This window comes from Microbacterium sp. (assembly GCF_044508325.1).
Lineage (GTDB): Bacteria > Actinomycetota > Actinomycetes > Actinomycetales > Microbacteriaceae > Microbacterium.
Genome location: NZ_JBIQHX010000019.1, coordinates 32,443 through 46,496 on the forward strand (window position 1 = coordinate 32,443; position 14,054 = coordinate 46,496).

At 72.1% G+C, this 14,054-nt stretch carries 14 protein-coding genes and 2 rRNA genes; all 16 read right to left on the minus strand.

All coding sequences use genetic code 11. The features are described 5' to 3' along the window. Window positions 1-33: 33 nt before the first annotated feature. On the minus strand, window positions 34-1,158 hold the full coding sequence (locus ACIWQI_RS13435) for a prephenate dehydrogenase (protein ID WP_396658141.1): 1,125 nt from the start codon (window positions 1,156-1,158) through the stop codon (window positions 34-36). Then, complete coding sequence (locus ACIWQI_RS13440) at window positions 1,155-1,949, minus strand: pseudouridine synthase (protein ID WP_396658143.1); 795 nt, start codon at window positions 1,947-1,949, stop codon at window positions 1,155-1,157. The genes ACIWQI_RS13435 and ACIWQI_RS13440 overlap by 4 nt, the downstream gene beginning before the upstream one ends. Continuing rightward, window positions 1,946-2,554: an SMC-Scp complex subunit ScpB gene (scpB, locus tag ACIWQI_RS13445; protein WP_396658145.1), complete on the minus strand. Its 609-nt coding sequence runs from the start codon at window positions 2,552-2,554 to the stop codon at window positions 1,946-1,948. The genes ACIWQI_RS13440 and scpB overlap by 4 nt, the downstream gene beginning before the upstream one ends. Beyond that, window positions 2,544-3,482: a segregation/condensation protein A gene (locus ACIWQI_RS13450; protein WP_396658146.1), complete on the minus strand. Its 939-nt coding sequence runs from the start codon at window positions 3,480-3,482 to the stop codon at window positions 2,544-2,546. The genes scpB and ACIWQI_RS13450 overlap by 11 nt, the downstream gene beginning before the upstream one ends. After that, window positions 3,466-4,326 carry a ParA family protein gene (locus ACIWQI_RS13455; RefSeq protein ID WP_396658147.1) on the minus strand — a complete coding sequence of 287 codons (861 nt, stop codon included), beginning with the start codon at window positions 4,324-4,326 and terminating at the stop codon, window positions 3,466-3,468. The genes ACIWQI_RS13450 and ACIWQI_RS13455 overlap by 17 nt, the downstream gene beginning before the upstream one ends. 80 nt (window positions 4,327-4,406) lie before the next feature. Beyond that, complete coding sequence (gene xerD / locus ACIWQI_RS13460) at window positions 4,407-5,306, minus strand: site-specific tyrosine recombinase XerD (RefSeq protein ID WP_396658149.1); 900 nt, start codon at window positions 5,304-5,306, stop codon at window positions 4,407-4,409. A gap of 13 nt (window positions 5,307-5,319) precedes the next feature. Continuing rightward, complete coding sequence (locus ACIWQI_RS13465; protein WP_396658150.1) at window positions 5,320-5,961, minus strand: NUDIX domain-containing protein; 642 nt, start codon at window positions 5,959-5,961, stop codon at window positions 5,320-5,322. Further along, the gene (locus ACIWQI_RS13470; RefSeq protein ID WP_396658152.1) at window positions 5,954-7,648 is read right to left on the minus strand and encodes a CTP synthase; all 1,695 of its coding nucleotides are present in this window, start codon (window positions 7,646-7,648) and stop codon (window positions 5,954-5,956) included. The genes ACIWQI_RS13465 and ACIWQI_RS13470 overlap by 8 nt, the downstream gene beginning before the upstream one ends. A 17-nt stretch (window positions 7,649-7,665) precedes the next feature. Further along, on the minus strand, window positions 7,666-9,369 hold the full coding sequence (gene recN, locus ACIWQI_RS13475; RefSeq protein ID WP_396658153.1) for a DNA repair protein RecN: 1,704 nt from the start codon (window positions 9,367-9,369) through the stop codon (window positions 7,666-7,668). Continuing rightward, the gene (locus ACIWQI_RS13480) at window positions 9,366-10,325 is read right to left on the minus strand and encodes an NAD kinase (RefSeq protein WP_396658154.1); all 960 of its coding nucleotides are present in this window, start codon (window positions 10,323-10,325) and stop codon (window positions 9,366-9,368) included. The genes recN and ACIWQI_RS13480 overlap by 4 nt, the downstream gene beginning before the upstream one ends. Then, complete coding sequence (locus ACIWQI_RS13485) at window positions 10,322-11,137, minus strand: TlyA family RNA methyltransferase (protein WP_396658156.1); 816 nt, start codon at window positions 11,135-11,137, stop codon at window positions 10,322-10,324. The genes ACIWQI_RS13480 and ACIWQI_RS13485 overlap by 4 nt, the downstream gene beginning before the upstream one ends. Further along, the gene (locus ACIWQI_RS13490; RefSeq protein WP_396658158.1) at window positions 11,134-11,295 is read right to left on the minus strand and encodes a hypothetical protein; all 162 of its coding nucleotides are present in this window, start codon (window positions 11,293-11,295) and stop codon (window positions 11,134-11,136) included. The genes ACIWQI_RS13485 and ACIWQI_RS13490 overlap by 4 nt, the downstream gene beginning before the upstream one ends. Window positions 11,296-11,314: 19 nt before the next feature. Continuing rightward, window positions 11,315-12,364: an HAD-IIA family hydrolase gene (locus ACIWQI_RS13495; RefSeq protein WP_396658159.1), complete on the minus strand. Its 1,050-nt coding sequence runs from the start codon at window positions 12,362-12,364 to the stop codon at window positions 11,315-11,317. Beyond that, the gene (locus tag ACIWQI_RS13500) at window positions 12,364-13,329 is read right to left on the minus strand and encodes a hypothetical protein (protein WP_396658160.1); all 966 of its coding nucleotides are present in this window, start codon (window positions 13,327-13,329) and stop codon (window positions 12,364-12,366) included. The genes ACIWQI_RS13495 and ACIWQI_RS13500 overlap by 1 nt, the downstream gene beginning before the upstream one ends. Window positions 13,330-13,414: 85 nt before the next feature. Continuing rightward, a 5S ribosomal RNA gene (gene rrf, locus ACIWQI_RS13505) occupies window positions 13,415-13,531 on the minus strand. A gap of 103 nt (window positions 13,532-13,634) precedes the next feature. Continuing rightward, window positions 13,635-14,054: ribosomal RNA gene (locus ACIWQI_RS13510) — 23S ribosomal RNA — on the minus strand; the annotation flags it as partial.

Here is a 14,054-nt window from a genome sequence, read left to right on the forward strand (position 1 = left end):
GTCGAAGGGCGCCGCCCTGAGCCTGTCGAAGGATCAGTCATTCATGCTCGCAATCCGCCATCCGCGCTCCTCGAGGCCCTCGCGGGCGCGCGGCGCCGCACTGGGCACCACGCTGATCTCGGCGAAGCCGAACTGAGCGCCGGGCGAATGCTCCAGGCGCAGGTCTTCCACGTTCACGTCGAGCTCGCCCAGTTCGCCGAACAGGCGACCGAGCTGGCCCGGGGTGTCGTCGATCATCACGACGACCGTCTCGAAGCGGCGCCGCAGCTGGCCGTGCTTGCCGGGCAGCCGCTGCACGCCGTCGTTGCCGCGCCGGATCGTGTCGGCCACGGTGCGGCGCGAGCCGGCGGCATCCGGGTCGCGCAGCGCGTCCGCGACCGCGCTGAGGTCGGCGGCCATCGCATCGAGCACCTCGACCACCGGCGCGGAGTTCGCCCCGAGGATCTGCACCCACAGCTCGGGGGCGGATGCCGCGATGCGCGTCGTGTCGCGCACCCCCTGACCGGCCAGCTGCAGGGCGCCCTCGTCGACGTCGACGAAGCGCCCGGCCAGCAGGCTCGCCACCAGCTGCGGGACGTGCGAGGTGAGCGCGACGGCGCGGTCGTGCTCTTCGGGGGTGAGCTCGACCGGCATGGCGCCGAGGTCGAGCGCGAGGTCTTCGACGACCGCGAGATCGGATGCCGAGGTCTCGCCGTCGCGGCAGATCACCCACGGCCTTCCCGCGAAGATGTCGGCGCGCGCCGAGATCGCGCCGCCCCGCTCGCGGCCGGCGAGCGGGTGCGACCCGATGTAGTGCGTGAGGTCGACACCGCGCGCCCGCAGGGCGTGCAGGGGCTCGAGCTTGACGCTCGTGACGTCGGTGACGACGGCATCCGGGTGCGCGGCGAGCTCGGCCTCGATGACGTCGGCGGCGACATCCGGCGGCACCGCGACCACCACGAGCCCAGGGCGATCGCCGGGCCGGGCGACGCGGCCGGCGCCGTAGTCGACCGCCAAGCGCAGCTGCGCGGGCGAGGTGTCGGCCAGGGCGACGTCGACCCCGAGCGCCATGAGCCCGTGGCCGATGCTGGCGCCGAGCAGGCCCGCCCCCACTACGCGCACCGTGCCCGAGGTGCGCACAGCGAGCGCGCCCGCGCGCGGATCGGTCGAATCGGTCACTCGGTCTCCTGGGATGCCGGCGGGGTCTTCTCACCCGCCTCGTGGCGTGCCAGGGTCAGCAGCGCGCCGCGTTCCACTTTAGTCAACTCGCGTGCGGCGCCCGCTGGCAGGGTTCCCAGGTGGAGCGGGCCGAACTGGCGGCGGACGAGCTCGAGGACAGGATGACCCACCGCGGCCATCATGCGCCGCACGATGCGGTTGCGGCCCGAGTGCAGCGTGAGCTCGACCAGGCTGGCCGTGCCCGAGGCATCCAGCAGTCGCGCCTTGTCGGCCGCGATCGGTCCGTCGTCGAGCTCGATGCCCTTCGTGAGCCGGGAGATCGTCTGCGGGGTGACGCGGCCGTCGACCTTCGCGATGTAGACCTTGTCGACTCCGAACGACGGGTGGGCGAGCACATGCGCGAGCTCGCCGTCGTTGGTGAGCACCAGCAGCCCGCTCGTGTCGGCATCGAGCCTGCCGACGTTGAAGAGCCGCTCCGGCCACTCGCGGGCGAAGCCGCGCAGATCGGAGCGCCCGCGGTCGTCCTTCATGGAGGAGACGACGCCGGTCGGCTTGTTGAGCATGACGTAGCGCTTGGAGGCATCCAGCTGCACGGCCGTGCCGTCGACGTCGACCAGGTCGTGCGCCGGATCGATGCGGGTGCCCAGCTCGGTGACGACGACGCCGTTGACGCGCACCCGCCCGGCGACGATGTACTGCTCGGCGACGCGCCGCGAGGCCACACCGGCGCCGGCGAGCACCTTCTGCAGTCGCACGCCCTCGCTGGCCGGGCCGGTCGCTGCCCCGCTCACAGCCCGGTCCCCTCCCCCAGCTCGGCCACCTCGTCGGCGCCCTCCAGCAGGGGCGAGATCTTCGGCAGCTCTTCGAGCGAGTTGATGCCCAGGTGCACGAGCAGCTGATCGGTGGTGCCGTAGTGGATGGCGCCGGTCTCGGAGTCGGTGAACAGCTCGGTGATCAGGCCCCGCGAGAGCAGCGTCCGCACGACCGAGTCGACGTTCACGGCCCGGATCGACGCGACCTGGCCCCGGGTGATGGGCTGCTTGTAGGCGATGACCGCGAGGGTCTCCAGCGCCGCCTGCGACAGGCGGGACGGCGCCTGCGAACCCACGAACTCGGCAACCAGGTCGTCGTGCTCGGCGCGCACGTAGATGCGCCAGCCGCCCGCCACCTCACGCAGCTCGAATCCGCGCCGCGGCCCGCCGGTGCGACCGTCGTAGTCGTCGACGAGGCCCTCGATCGCCTGACGCACGGCCGCGACCGGCGCGCCCACCGCCGTCGCCAGGGCGACCAGGCTCTGCGGCTCGTCGACGATCAGCAGGATCGCCTCGAGCCGGCGGGCGACATCCGCCGCGCCCGTCTCGTCGGCCCCGGCGCTCATCGAAGTCTCAGCTGTCATAGTCGGCACCCAGCGTAGCGAGCGTCTCGGCCGACCAGTGCTCGGCGGTCCAGCGCAGGGTCAGCTCGCCCAGCGGCTCGAGCTGCTCGAACGAGATCGCCGCATGCCGGTAGAGCTCGAGGATCGACAGGAACCGGGCCACCACGACGCCGGGCTGATCGACCCCGGCGACCAGTTCGCGGAAGGTCATGCCCTCCGAGCCGCGCAGCAGGGTCACCACGATCGCCGCCTGCTCGCGGATGCTGACCAGCGGCGCATGCAGGTGGTCGAGCCCGACGTGCGGGATCTCCTTCGGCGTGAAGGCCAGCACCGCCAGCGCGGCGAAGTCCTCGGGCGTGAGCGTCCACGCCAGCTCCGGGATCGCCCGGCGGTGCTTCTCGTCGAGCGGCACCGAGCGCACGTGCCGGTTCTCCTCGGCGGCGAGCTGCGCCGCGAACCACCCCGACACCTCCTTGAAGGCCCGGTACTGCAGGAGACGCGCGAACAGCAGGTCGCGGGCCTCGAGGAGTGCCACGGACTCGGCGTCGACGAGCTCGCCCTGGGGCAGGAGCCCGGCGACCTTCATGTCGAGCAGGGTCGCGGCCACGACGAGGAACTCGGATGCCTCTTCGAGCTCTTCGTCCGGGCCCAGCTCCTTGAGATACGCGATGAACTCGCCCGTCACCTGCGACAGCGCCACATCGGTGATGTCGAGCTCGTGCTTGGACAGCAGCGTCAGCAGCAGGTCGAAGGGGCCGTCGAAGACGCCGACCGAGACGCGGAACCCCTCGGCAGGCTCGGGGCGGCGTCCCTCGGCAGGCTCGGGACGGCGTCCATCGACGGGCTCGGGACGGCGCCCCTCGACGGGCTCGGGACGGCGCCCATCGGCAGGCTCGGGACGGCGTCCATCGGCAGGCGCGGGACGCTCGGCGTCAGGCGACGGCGCCACGGGCGACCAGCTCCCGCGCCAACCGCCGGTAGGCCTGGGCGGCCGCGTGCTCGGGTGCGAACTCGGTGATGGGAACGCCCGACACCGACGCGTCCGGGAACTTCACGGTCCGGCCGATCACCGTCTCGAGCACGTCGTCGCCGAAGGCCTCGACGACCCGCTCCAGCACCTCACGCGAGTGCAGCGTACGCGGGTCGTACATCGTGGCCAGCAGCCCGTCCAGCTGGAGGCTGGGGTTGAGCCGGTCGCGCACCTTGTCGATCGTCTCGATCAGGAGCGCGACCCCGCGCAGCGCGAAGAACTCGCACTCGAGCGGGATGATCACTCCGTGGCCGGCGGTGAGGGCGTTGACGGTCAGCAGGCCGAGCGAGGGCTGGCAGTCCACGAGGATGACGTCGTAGTCCGGGGCGACCTTGCGCAGCACGCGCGAGAGGATCGACTCGCGGGCGACCTCGTTGACCAGCTGCACCTCGGCCGCCGACAGGTCGATGTTCGCGGGGATGACATCGAGGTTCTCGACCGCGGTGCTGACGATCGCGTCGTGCGGGTCGCGCTTGCCGTCGACGAGCAGATCGTAGATGGTCGTGACGTCGTGGGTCTGGATCCCCAGACCCGCCGACAGCGCCCCCTGCGGATCGAAGTCGACGGCGAGCACCTTGCGGCCGTAGTCGGCGAGCGCCGCGGCGAGGTTGATGGTCGTCGTGGTCTTGCCCACGCCGCCCTTCTGATTGCACAGGGCGATGATGCGGGCGGGGCCGTGGCTGTCGAGCGCGGGAGGAGTGGGAAAGCCCTGATAGGGACGGCCGGTCGGCCCGATCGGGGTGTCGTCCTTCTTCTTCGCCACGGTGCTCCTGACTGTCGCTGGCACGATTCTAGCCAGGCGGTCCCCGCTGGCCCGGTGACGCGCCCGCGGCGGCTTCGCGCTCATCGCGCGCGCGGGTGCGAGGTGGCGTACACGTCGCGCAGCGCGTCCACGCTGACCTGCGTGTAGATCTGGGTGGTGGCCACCGAGGCGTGGCCGAGCAGCTCCTGCACGACGCGCACATCCGCCCCGCCCTGCAGCAGATGCGTCGCGAACGAGTGCCGCAGCGTGTGCGGCGAGACCTGCGCGCTCAGCTGCGCCCGCTCGGCGGCGCGCCGGATGACCAGCCACGCGCTCTGCCGTGACAGAGGCGCCCCCCGCGCGCCCAGGAACAGGCGGGGCGTCGCGCGACCGCGCCGGCTGAGCTCGGGCCTGGCCCGGGTCAGGTAGGCGTCCAGCGCCGCCTGCGCGTAGGAGCCGACGGGAACGACGCGCTCTTTCGAGCCCTTGCCGCGCAGCCGCAGCACGTCGCCGTGGGCGACGTCGTCGACGTCCAGCCCCACCGCCTCCGACACCCGCGCCCCGGTGGCGTAGAGCAGCTCGAGCAGGGCCGCGTCGCGCAGCCCGGTGATGCTGTCGTCGGGGGTGGCGAGGAGGGCCGCGACCTGGTCGATCGTCAGCGCCTTCGGCAGGCGGCTGGGCTGCTTGGGCGGCCGCAGCCGCCCGGTCGGGTCGTCGGCGGCGATCCCCTCCCGCACGAGGAAGCGATGGAGCCCCCGCACCGACGACTGCAGCCGGGCGAGGCTGGATGCCGCGGGGGCCGGCTGCGCGCTGGCCCGCTCCGCGGCGAACTCGGCCACGAGCGCCGGGGTGACGGCATCCGTCTCGTCCACCTGCCGTTCGGCCAGCCAGGCGACGTACCCGGCCAGGTCGCGGCGGTACGCGCCGACCGTGTGCTCGGACAGTCCACGCTCGACCGTGATGTGACGCAGGTAGGCGTCCACGGCGCGGTCGAGCTTCACGTCGGCCCTGCTCTCACGTCCGGGGCGAACCGACCGGCGGGGTGCGGCGCGGCCAGGGCGCGTCGGCGGCGGCGAGGGTCGCCCACCCGCGGGCTCGGGCCGCGTGCGCGGCGAGTCCGCCCACCACGAGCGACGGGTTCTGCACCCGCCGCTCGAGGATCGCGTCGACGAGGTCGTCCAGCGGCACCCACCGCACTTCGATGTCGGCCTCCTCCGCGTATCGGTCGAAGGCTTCCGGGGTGGCGGCCAACTCGCGTGCCAGGTAGATGCGGATCGCCTCGTCGCTGCCGCCGGGCGTCGTGTAGAACTCGGCCAGAACGTCCCAGCGGTCGGCGGTGAGGTCGGCTTCTTCAGCGAGCTCGCGGCGGGCGCATACGAGCGCGTCCTCGTTCGGGACGTCGAGCAGTCCGGCCGGGATCTCCCAGTCGCGGGCGCGCACCGGGTGCCGGTACTGCTTGATCAGCAGCACCCGGCCGGCGTCGTCGAGGGCGAGGATCGCCACGGCGCCGGGGTGGTCGGTGTACTCGCGGACGATGGTGCGACCGTTGTACGGCACCTCGTCGCGGCGGATGCTCCACACCCGGCCCTCGTACACCGTCTCGCTGCGGGCGGCCGGGATCGCGACGAGGTCGTCCTCGAGGCGCTCGTCAGTCATGGTCGACGTCGAACAGCTCGCTGGACCGGTGCCGCTCGAGGGCCGCCCCGACCAGTCCGCGGAACAGCGGGTGCGCATCGGTCGGGCGCGACCGCAGCTCGGGGTGCGCCTGCGTGGCGATGTAGTACGGGTGCACGTCGCGGGGCAGCTCGACGTACTCGACGAGGTTGCGATCCGGCGACAGGCCGCTGAAGACCAGCCCAGCCTCGGCGAGCGCGTCGCGGTGGCGGTTGCTCACCTCGTAGCGGTGCCGGTGCCGCTCCGACACCCGGGTCGAGCCGTACAGCTCGGCCGCCAGCGACCCCTCGGCGAGCTCGGCCTCGTACAGGCCGAGCCGCATCGTGCCGCCCAGGTCGCCGTGGTCGATGATGTCGACCTGCTCCTCCATCGTCGCGATGACGGGGTACTCGGTGTCGGGATCGAACTCGGTCGAGCTCGCGCCGGTCATCCCGGCCACGTTGCGGGCGTACTCGATGACCATGCACTGCAGCCCGAGGCACAGGCCCAGCGTCGGGATGCCCTGCTCACGGGCGAAGCGCAGCGCGCCGAGCTTGCCCTCGATGCCGCGGATGCCGAACCCGCCCGGCACGACGATGCCGTCCAGTCCCCCCAGCACCTTCGCGGCGGCCTCGGGCGTCTCGCACACATCCGACGGGATCCACTCGATGTTGACGTGGGTCTCCTGCGCGAAGCCGCCGGCCTTGAGCGCCTCGGTCACGCTGAGGTAGGCATCCGGAAGGTCGATGTACTTGCCCACCAGCCCGATCGTCACCTCGTGCTTGGGGTTGTGGACCGCCTGCAGCACGACGTTCCAGCGGGTCCAGTCGACGTCGGCCGCCTTGTCGAGCCGCAGCGTGCGCACGATGTACTCGTCGAGTCCCTGCTCGTGCAGCATCGTCGGGATGTCGTAGATGCTCGGCACGTCGACGGCGTTGACCACCGCGTCCTCGTCGACGTCGCACATGAGGGCGATCTTGCGCTTGTTCGCGACGGTCACCGGCCGGTCGCTGCGCAGCACGAGCGCGTCCGGCTGGATGCCGATCGACCGCAGCGCCGCCACCGAATGCTGCGTGGGCTTGGTCTTCTGCTCGCCCGACGCACCCATGAACGGCACCAGGGACACATGCACGAAGAACGCGTTGCCGCGGCCCAGCTCGTGGCGGATCTGACGGGCCGCCTCGATGAACGGCTGCGACTCGATGTCGCCGACGGTGCCGCCGATCTCGGTGATGATGACGTCCGGCCGGGGCTCCTCATCGGCCTGCAGCCGCATGCGGCGCTTGATCTCGTCGGTGATGTGCGGGATCACCTGCACGGTGTCGCCCAGGTACTCGCCGCGCCGCTCGCGGGCGATCACCTGCGAATAGACCTGGCCGGTGGTGACATTCGCGGCGGCGCTCAGGTCGATGTCGAGGAAGCGCTCGTAGTGCCCGATGTCGAGGTCGGTCTCGGCGCCGTCGTCGGTGACGAAGACCTCGCCGTGCTGGAACGGGTTCATCGTGCCCGGATCGACGTTCAGGTACGGGTCGAGCTTCTGCATGACCACCCGAAGGCCTCGTGCGGTGAGCAGATTGCCCAGGCTCGCGGCGGTGAGTCCCTTGCCCAAAGAGGAGACGACACCTCCGGTCACGAAGATGTGCCGTGTGGTGTCGCCCGGGCTTCCCGCGTCAGGTTCAGAAATCTGCATCACGGGCTTTCATCCTATCAGGCGGCCTGCCGGGCCAGCTGCAGCAGCTCACGGGCGTGTTCGAGCGCGGTCGACGAGTCGGCCAGGCCCGACAGCAGCCGCGCCATCTCGGCCTCGCGGTCTCCGCCCTCGAGCCGCCGCACGCTGGAGGCGGTCACCGAGCCGTCGCTCTCCTTGACCACGCTGAGGTGGTTCGTGGCGAACGCGGCGACCTGGGCGAGGTGGGTCACGGCGATGACCTGGGATGTCTCGGCGAGCCGCGCCAGGCGCCTGCCCACCTCGATCGCGGCGGCGCCGCCGATGCCGGCGTCCACCTCGTCGAAGACGAACGTGGGCACCGGGTGCGTGGACGCGATGACCACCTCGATGGCGAGCATGACGCGGCTGAGCTCGCCTCCGGACGCGGACCGCGCCACCGGGCGCGGTTCGGCGCCCGCGTGCGGCGACAGCAGAAGCGCCACCTCATCACGCCCTTCGGCACTGGGCGGGGCGGGGCGCACGTCGACGCTCAGCGTCGCGTCGGGCATCGCCAGGGCGGTCAGCTCGGCGGTCACCAGCGCCCCCAGCCGCTCGGCGGCGGCGGTGCGAGCGGCGGTGAGGGCGGCGGCCCCCTCGTCGAGGGTGGATGCCGCGGCATCCCGCTGCACGGTCAGCTCGGCGATGCGGTCGTCGTCGCCCTCGAGCTCGGCCAGGCGCGCGCCGCCGGTCTCGGCGAGCCGGATGACGTCGTCGAGGGTGCCGCCGTGACGCCGGATGAGCGTTCCCAGGACCGCGCGGCGCTCTTCGACGGCATCCAGCTCCTGCGGGCCGGTCTCGTCGAGGTCGGCGAGATAGCCCGACAGCTCGACCGCGAGTTCGGACGCCCGGTAGCCCAGCTCGGCGAGCTGCTCGCCGAACCCGGCCAGCACCGGGTCGCGCTCGCCGGCACGCTCCAGCGCCCGGCGCGCCTCGCCCACGAGCGCGGCGACGTCGACGGCATCCTGCTCGGACGACAGCGCCTCGCGCGCGGTGGCCGCGGCCGCCCGCAGCTCCTCCACGTGCGCGAGCCGCTCGGCACGCTGGGCGAGTTCGGCGTCCTCGCCCGGCTGCGGGGCCGCTTCGGCGATGGCGGCCAGGCTCTCGCGCAGCGATTCGGCCTCGGCGATGCGGGCGTCGCGGTCCTCGGTGAGCGTCGTGAGCTCGGCGTCGAGGGCGCGCCAACGGTCCCAGGCGTCGCGGTACGCGGTCAGCGCGTCGGCGACCTCGGCCCCGCCGAACCGGTCGAGCGCGGTGCGCTGGGCCGCGCCCGAGCGCAGGCGCAGCTGGTCGGACTGCCCGTGCACGACCACGAGCTCCTCGGCGAGGTCGGCGAGCACGCCGGCGGGGGCGGTGCGCCCGCCCACGGTCGCCCGGCTGCGGCCCTCGCGCCCGATGGTCCGGCCCACGTACAGCTCGGCGGCCGCGTCGCCCGGCAAGGGCTCCAGCGAGGCGCCGGCATCGTGCACCCGGTCGGCCACGGGGCCGGTCTGCGGCACGATCCACACCCCGGCGACCTCGGCCTGCTCGGCGCCGGCGCGCACCGTGCCGGAGTCGGCGCGCTGCCCCAGCAGCAGCCCGAGCCCGGTGACCACCATCGTCTTGCCGGCGCCGGTCTCGCCCGTGATCGCGGTGAACCCCGAGCCCATCGGCAGCGTCGCCTCGGCGATCACGCCCAGGTCGCGCAGGCGCATCTCCTCGATCACTCGTCGGGCTCCGGCGTGCGGATGACACCGGTGACCGGGTGGCTGGTGCCCTCGGGGCCGCGCCAGCCGTACACCGGCAGCTGGAACTTGCGCACGAGCCGGTCGGTGAACGACGCGGGGTGCAGGCGCGCCAGGTGCACGGGCTCGCCCGACCGCTGCACGCTCACGCGGGCGCCGGGCGGCAGGTCGTGGGAGCGCCGGCCGTCGCACCAGAGCACGCCGATGCCGTTCGTGCGCTCGAGCACTTCGACGGCGACCGTCGCATCCGGCGAGACGACCAGCGGCTTGGCGAACAGCGCGTGCGCCGACAGCGGCACCAGGGCGATCGCCTCGACCTCGGGCCAGATGATCGGCCCGCCCGCGGAGAAGTTGTACGCGGTCGACCCGGTGGGCGTCGAGACGACGACGCCGTCGCAGCCGAAGGACGTGAGCGGGCGGGCGTCGATCTCGACGACGACCTCGAGCATCCGCTCCCGGCTCGCCTTCTCGACCGTCGCCTCGTTGAGCGCCCACGTCTCGAACTGCACGTGGCCGGCGGCATCGGTCACCCGCACCGACAGGGCGAGGCGCTCTTCGACCAGGTAGTCCCGGGCGATGACGCGGGCGACCGCATCGTCGAGCTCGTCGCGCTCGATCTCGGCGAGGAATCCGACGTGCCCCATGTTGATGCCGAGCACCGGCGCGGTGCCCCCGCGAACGAGCTCAGCCGCGCGCAGGATGGTGCCGTCGCCGCCGAGCACGATCGCCAGCTCGATGTCGACGAGGGCCACATCGCGGCCGAGGATCCCGTAGCCGCGCAGCAGTCGGGCCCGGTCGCCGAGGTCTTCGAGGTCGGTCTCGGCGAGCACCGGACGGGCGCCGGCGGCGCGCAGCACGTCGCACACCCGGCCGGCGGCCGTGATGGTGTCGTCGCGATGGGCGTGCAGCACCACCAGGATGTTGCGCTCGCCCGTCATGCCGCTCCCGCCCGTTCGTAGACCGTGCTCATCCATTCTGTCGGATTGCCGCCGGGGCGGGCGTCGGCGGCGCGTGGGCGCAGGTGCACGAGGAATTCGCGGTTGCCGCGCGTGCCCGCGATCGGCGAGGCGATCACGCCGCAGGTGCCCAGGCCGGCGTCCCACGCGGCCCACAGGACGCCCGCGACCGCGTCGGCGCGCAGTCCCGGGTCGGTGACGATGCCCTCGCGCACGCCCGTGCGGCCGACCTCGAACTGCGGCTTGACCAGCAGCACGTGATCGGCGTCGCCGGTCGCGGTCTGCGCCGCCGCCGGCAGCACATGGGTCAGCGAGATGAACGAGAGGTCGCCGGTGACGAGGTCGGGCACGGCGTCGGTGCCGGCCGCCGCCGCCAGGCTCGCCCTCGTGAGGGAGCGCACGTTGAAGCCCTCGACGACGATCACGCCCGGATCGTCGCGGAGGGATGCGTCGAGCTGGCCGTGCCCCACATCGACGGCGAAGACAGGTTCGGCGCCGCGCTCGCGCAGCACCTGGGTGAACCCGCCCGTGGAGGCGCCCATGTCCAGAGCCACGCGGCGGGCCGGGTCGACGGCGAACGCGTCGAGCGCGGCGATGAGCTTGTGCGCGGCACGGCTGACGTAGTGATCGGCGCCGGCGACGACCAGCGGGACGTCGTCGGCGACGGGAGTGGATGCCTTCGCCACCGGCGTGCCCCCGGCGGTCACCAGGCCTTCGGCGATGAGCCGCTGCGCGTGCGTGCGCGATCGCGCGAGTCCTCGCGCGGCCAGCGCGGCGTCGGCGCGCTGGGTCACGGCGGACCGCCCGCGTCGAGGCGGCGGGCCAGCTCGTCGTGCAGCGCCGCGTATCCGTCGGCTCGCTGCGCCAGCGGCTGGTCCTCGATCACCTCGAGCGCCGACACCAGGTCCTCCGACGGGTCGTCGGGCTGCGGTTCGGGCGCGGGATCGGTCATGCGCCCCAGGATACCGAGGCTAGGGCCGGTGGAACGGATCTGTGTACAGCTGCTCGGGAACCCGCAGCGCGAAGATCCCGATGCCGCTGTCCCAGATCGCCGTCGCCCCGGCGCGCAGCAGGTCGATCTGACTGTCCCCCGCCGACAGGATCTGCACGTCGCCGCCGGGGTCGACGCGGACCGCGGCCTCGCCGACGACGACGGCGCCGTCTCTCACGGTCGCCTGCGGATACGGCTCGTGCAGTTCCCGCAGGTCGGAGAGCAGGAAGGCCGGTCGCGCGTCCGGCGCCGCGGCCAGGACGTGCTTGGGCCGGTCGATGCCGGTGAGCACCAGCGCAGAGGGCATGCCGGCGCGGTTCGCACCCAGGATGTCGGTGTCGAGGCGGTCGCCCAGGAAGAGCGGATGCCTCGCCTCGAACCGGGCGACGGCCTCCTCGAAGATCGGGGTCTCGGGCTTGCCGGCGACCGTGGCCAGGCGCCCGATCGCGGTGTGCACGGCCGAGACCAGGGTGCCGTTGCCCGGCGCCACGCCGCGCGCGTGCGGCAGGGTCCAGTCGGTGTTGGTGGCGATCCAGGGGATGCCGCCCGCATCCTCCGGCACCTTCAGGGCGAACGCCGCCTCGGCGAGATCCTGCCAGCCCACCTCGGGCGCGAAGCCCTGCACGACGGCGGCGGGGCCGTCGTCGGCGCTGCGGGTGACCGTGAAACCGGCGCGCTCGGTCTCGACGATGAGTCCCTCGCCGCCCACCACGAGCACCGTGGAGCCGGCGGGGACCAGGGTCGACAGCAGGCGCACGGCGGCCTGGGGACTGGTGACGATCTCGTCCGGACGGGTCTGCAGCCCGAGGCTGCGCAGATGCGCGGCCACGTCGGCGTCGGTGCGCGAGGCGTTGTTGGTGATGTAGCCGAGCCTCCGGCTCTGCGCGGCGAGGTTCAGGCTCTCCACCGCGTGCGGGAGCGCCCCGGGGCCGGCGTACACGACGCCGTCGAGATCGGCGAGCACGACGTCGACGTCGTCCAGCGGCGTCGGACCAGGCGCAGGCGCCGAGCGCCGGGCGAACAGCGCCATCAGAGCTCCTCCTCGATCTCATCGACGATCACGACGTCGTCGGCGGCGGACTCGCTGTCGAGAGCTTCCGCGGCGACCTCGGCGCGCTGCCGCCAGCGGGCGGCCTCGTCGTCGCGCCCCAGCTCTTCGAGCACTGTGGCCCGGGCGGCGAACAGCGCCGGGCTCCACTCGAAGGCGCGGTTCGGGTCGAGCTCGGGGATCTCGAGCTCCAGCAGTGCGCGCTCGGGTTGGCCGAGGTCGAGCCGAGCGCCCGAGAGCGCGATCGCCAGCTCCACTCGGGCCTGCACGGGCAGCGCCTCGCGGTCGACCGAGCGGCCGACCTCGAGCGCGCGGTCGGGACGGCCGACGCCGCGCTCGCTGTCGACCATCAGGGCGATCTGATCGTCGCGACCGGAGATCCGCCGATAGGTGCGCAGTTCGCGCAGGGCGAGGGCGAAGTCGCCGATGGCGTATGCGGTGATCGCCGCCGTTTCGCGCACCACCGCGACGCGGCCGGCGCGGCGGACCGCGGCCTCCGCGTGCGCGTGGGCTCGCGCGGGATCGTCGTCGATGAGCGCCGCCGCCATCGCCAGGTGACGGGCCACGTGGTCGGCGTTCTCCTTGCTGAGGGTCTTCAGCTCGTTGCGGGCTGCGGGATGCAGGTCGCGCGCGGTGACCTCGTCGGGCAGCTCGGGCTCGGGGTGCATGCGCCGATCGGCGTCCTGGGGCGGACGCGAGGGGCGTGCGCCCTCGCGGGGCGGACGGCGGTCGCCGCGCTGCGGCTTCTTGTCGTCGCGGTACGGCTTCTTCTCGTCGCCGCGGGGCTTGCCCTCACCGCGATAGGGCTTCTTCTCGTCACGACGGGGCTTGTCCTCACCGCGATACGGCTTCTTGTCGTCGCGGTACGGCTGGCCGGAGCGACGTTGTCTGTCCGAGGGGCTCCGGGTGCTCTCGGCGTGCGGACGCCTGTCGCGATCGTCGGTCATCTGCATCCCCTCCTTGCGCACGGCATCCGGCGCTGGCTTAACGAGAAATGGCCACCCAGCTCTGGGTGGCCATTTCACGAAAGAAGTCCGGCGGTGTCCTACTCTCCCACAGGGTCCCCCCTGCAGTACCATCGGCGCTGAGAGGCTTAGCTTCCGGGTTCGGAATGGGACCGGGCGTTTCCCTCTCGCTATGGCCGCCGAAACACTATTGATGTTTCAGTCTGCACAACAAAAGTCATTGTCATGCGGTTCCCGACCGTACATCGAGAACCACTCAGTGGACGCAAGCACCTAAAAGAAGGTGTGTTATCAAGTCATCGGCTTATTAGTACCGGTCAGCTGCACGTGTTGCCACGCTTCCACATCCGGCCTATCAACCCAGTAGTCTAGCTGGGAGCCTCTCGCCCGAAGGCGTGGAAGTCTCATCTTGAGGCCGGCTTCCCGCTTAGATGCTTTCAGCGGTTATCCATCCCGAACGTAGCTAATCAGCGGTGCTCCTGGCGGAACAACTGACACACCAGAGGTTCGTCCAACCCGGTCCTCTCGTACTAGGGTCAGATCCTCTCAAACTTCCTACGCGCGCAGCGGATAGGGACCGAACTGTCTCACGACGTTCTAAACCCAGCTCGCGTACCGCTTTAATGGGCGAACAGCCCAACCCTTGGGACCTACTCCAGCCCCAGGATGCGACGAGCCGACATCGAGGTGCCAAACCATGCCGTCGA

Coding starts and splice junctions, on each gene's coding strand:
- scpB (WP_396658145.1), bottom strand. CDS start 2,554: ATGACAGCTGAGACTTCGATGAGCGCCGGGGCCGACGAGACGGGCGCG.
- ACIWQI_RS13465 (WP_396658150.1), bottom strand. CDS start 5,961: ATGACTGACGAGCGCCTCGAGGACGACCTCGTCGCGATCCCGGCCGCC.
- ACIWQI_RS13470 (WP_396658152.1), bottom strand. CDS start 7,648: ATGCAGATTTCTGAACCTGACGCGGGAAGCCCGGGCGACACCACACGG.
- ACIWQI_RS13480 (WP_396658154.1), bottom strand. CDS start 10,325: ATGACGGGCGAGCGCAACATCCTGGTGGTGCTGCACGCCCATCGCGAC.
- ACIWQI_RS13490 (WP_396658158.1), bottom strand. CDS start 11,295: ATGACCGATCCCGCGCCCGAACCGCAGCCCGACGACCCGTCGGAGGAC.
- ACIWQI_RS13495 (WP_396658159.1), bottom strand. CDS start 12,364: ATGGCGCTGTTCGCCCGGCGCTCGGCGCCTGCGCCTGGTCCGACGCCG.
- ACIWQI_RS13500 (WP_396658160.1), bottom strand. CDS start 13,329: ATGACCGACGATCGCGACAGGCGTCCGCACGCCGAGAGCACCCGGAGC.